Below are 3183 nucleotides of genomic sequence, written 5' to 3'. Positions count from 1 at the left end.
CCTAGCCGAAGTTGAGAGGGGCTTGTTGGCTTCCCCCTCTCCCAACCCTCTCCCCTGAAGGAGAGAGGGATTCAGAAGTTCCCATCAACGAACGTGGTGTCAGACGAGCAACTCTACCGCCGGCCCTTGCCCCAGAAATGACGCCGGGCTGGCACTGGCGCCATAGGCCCCGGCGCAGAACACCGCCACCAGATCGCCCACATCGGCGCGCGGAAAACCGCCCTTTTCCGCCAGTTTGTCAAGCGGCGTGCACAGGCAGCCGACGATCGAGGCCTCTTCCTCCACCGGCGCGCCAAACCGCGTGGCAATGGCCGAAGGATAATTGCGCCGCACCACCGTGCCGAAATTGCCCGAAGCGGCGAGCTGGTGATGCAGCCCGCCGTCGGTGACGAGAAAAACCTCGCCATGGCTGACCTTGCGATCGATGATCCGGGCCAGATAGACCCCGGCCTCACCCACCAGATAGCGGCCGAGTTCGATGCAGAACGCGGTCTCCGCCAGCGCATCGGGCAATTGCGCGAACTGCTCCGCCAGCCGTTCGCCCACCAGCGCAAGATCGACCGGCGTGTCGCCGGGGAAATAGGGAATGCCCAGTCCGCCGCCGAGATTGCAGTGCGGCAGCGGCGCGCCGCTCTCTTCGGCCAGCCGCGCGGCCAGCGCCAGTGTCTGCGCCTGCGTTTCGGCAATCGCTTCGCCGTCGAGCGCCTGACTGCCCGCGAAGATATGAAACCCGCGCCATTCCGCCCCGCTGGCGATCACCGTGCGGACCAGCGCCGGCACCCGCTCGGCATCGACGCCGAACGGCTTGGCGCCGCCGCCCATCTTCATGCCCGAGCCCTTGAGATCGAAATCGGGATTGACGCGGATCGCGAGGCGCGGCGTCACACCGGTACGCTCGCCGATGGCAATCGCCCGCGCGGCCTCGCCTTCGGATTCGAGATTGAGCGTCACCCCGGCGCGGATCGCCGCTTCCAGTTCCGCATCGCGCTTGCCCGGCCCGGCGAAGCTGACCCTGGCCAGCGGAACCCCGGCCCTGGCGGCAATCTCCAGCTCCCCGCCCGAGGCAATGTCGAACCCGTCGACAAGCTGCGCCATCAAGGCCAGCAGCGGCGGGAACGGGTTGGCCTTCATCGCGTAATGCAGCGCCAGCCGCTCCGGCATCGCGGCGCGCAGGTCCGCCACCCGGCGGCGCACATGATCCGCGCTGTAGAGAAACAGCGGCGTTGCGCCGGCCTCTTCCACCCAATGCGTTACCGGTTGCCCGGCCACCGCCAGAACGCCGTCGATCGCCGCGTACCCGGCGGGGATGGGACCGAGCGGCTTCATGCCGTGAGCTCCGCCTGAAGGCCGGTGCGGTCGATCTTGCCATTGGGGCCGACCGGCATCGCCTCGCGCCAGTGGATGACTTTGGGCTGCATGAAATTCGGCAAATCCTGCATAAGCTTACGCGGCAATTCTTCCTCCGCACCTGAAGTGCCCGGCGCGGCGCGGACGATCAGGTGGACCGCCTGCCCCAGCCTTTCGTCGGGCACGCCCAGCGCCACGGCTTCGGCCACGAGGCCGGTGGCCAGCGCCGCTTCCTCGATCTCCTGCGGGCTGATGCGGTTGCCCGCGCTCTTGATCATCGCATCGCGCCGTCCGGCGAAGTAGAGCAACCCGTCCGCATCGCGCCGCACCCGATCGCCCGACCAGACGGCAATGCCGCCATAGACCGAAGCCTGGGGCGCGGGCTTGTAGCGCTCGGCCGTGCGCTCCGGGTCCTGCCAGTACCCTTGCCCGACCAGCGGCCCGCAATGGACCAGCTCACCTTCTTCCCCGTCCTCAGAAACTTCCCCCAAATCATTGATAACAAGGATTTCTGTATGGGGGATGGCCTTACCCATCGAAGTCGGATGGGTATCGATCAGCGCGGGATCGAGATAGGTCGAGCGGAACGCTTCGGTCAGGCCGTACATCGCAAAAAGGCGCGCCTGCGGGAACAGCGCGCGCAGGCGTTTCACGAGATCGGTGGTCAGGGCGCCGCCGCTGTTGGTCAGCCGCCGCAGCTTGCCGGCCGTCTCCGGCGGCCAGTCCAGTTCGCAGATCTGCACCCAGAGCGGCGGGACGGCGGCCAGCGTGGTGATGCCATGGCGCTCCACCGCTTTCATGACGTCACGCGGCATGAGGTAGTCGAGCGGCACCACGCAGCCGCCCGCGTACCATGTCGAAAGCAGCTGGTTCTGGCCATAATCGAACGAGAACGGCAGCACCGCGAGCGTGCGGTCGTCTTCCGCCAGGCCGAGATAGTCCGCCACGCTCTCCGCCCCCAGCCACATGTTGGCATGGCTGAGCATCACCCCCTTGGGGCGTCCGGTCGAGCCGCTGGTATAGAGAATCGCCGCCAGATCATTCGGATCGGCGCGCGACGGGGCCATTTCCCCGCCCAGTTCGGCGGCATCGGCCAGCGCCTGCGCTTCCTCGATCACGCGGCAAGGAGGCGGAACATCACCCGCTTCCAGCGTCTTGAGGCGGGCGGGCGTGCCCGCCAGCAAGACCGCGCCGCTGTCGGCCAGGATATGCGCCACTTGCGCGTGCTTGAGCAGCGGATTGACAGGCACATGGACCAGCCCGGCGCGCGCGGCGGCCAGCGGCATCAGGCAGGTCAGCTCGCCCTTGGCCGCCCAGCTCGCGACCCGCGCCCCCTTTTCGGGCACTTCGCGCGCCAGCCAGGCGGCGAGCCGGGAGACACGCGATCTTAATTCTCGGTAGCTAACCACACCTTCGCGCAACACCAGCGCATCGGCATCGTCCCTCCCGCGCAGCGCGAGATGGTCGAGCGGCAGGATCGGATTTTCGAGAGTGCCGCGCATCGTAATGGGAAAGCTCCGTCCGGGGGTATGGCAGGTAACGTGGTAAAGATCGCATATCACTCCGATCTTAAGGAAGTGCAATCGGACGGGCCCTTGGCGGCCCTGTTGTCCGACGCCTGCCAGCACGCCCCGTTCGACCGGCTGGCCTGGTGGCAGATGCTGGAAGCGCATTGCGGACTGCGCCCGATGCTGGCCGCCGCGCGCGAGGGGGACAATACCGCCGTGCTGCCGCTGGCCCTGCCTCTCAACGCCACTGCAGCCCCAAACACCGCCGTCACCCCCGCGCAGGCGGGGGCCCCGCTTTCTTCCGCTGCGATCGCAGAAGCGGGGCCCC

Annotated in this window: 2 protein-coding genes and 1 pseudogene; 1 reads left to right on the top strand and 2 read right to left on the bottom strand. The window is 67.5% G+C overall.

Annotation, left to right across the window (positions count from 1 at the left end; translation table 11 throughout):
- Positions 1 to 99: 99 nt before the first annotated feature.
- Entirely contained in the window at positions 100 to 1326 is a 1227-nt protein-coding gene (locus tag NN5_RS24365) for a pyridoxal-dependent decarboxylase, exosortase A system-associated (protein WP_067739220.1), read from the bottom strand.
- The gene (locus NN5_RS24360) at positions 1323 to 2849 is read right to left on the bottom strand and encodes an acyl-CoA ligase (AMP-forming), exosortase A system-associated (RefSeq protein ID WP_067739216.1); all 1527 of its coding nucleotides are present in this window, start codon (positions 2847 to 2849) and stop codon (positions 1323 to 1325) included. The genes NN5_RS24365 and NN5_RS24360 overlap by 4 nt, the downstream gene beginning before the upstream one ends.
- 39 nt (positions 2850 to 2888) lie before the next feature.
- Here NN5_RS24360 and NN5_RS26190 point away from each other — a divergent pair.
- A pseudogene (locus tag NN5_RS26190) lies at positions 2889 to 3183 on the top strand (GNAT family N-acetyltransferase); the annotation flags it as partial.

Origin of the sequence: Novosphingobium naphthalenivorans NBRC 102051, from assembly GCF_001590985.1 — a bacterium.
Lineage (GTDB): Bacteria > Pseudomonadota > Alphaproteobacteria > Sphingomonadales > Sphingomonadaceae > Novosphingobium > Novosphingobium naphthalenivorans.
The sequence above is the reverse complement of the archived record's forward strand: the minus strand, read 5'-3'. Positions and strand labels throughout refer to the sequence as shown.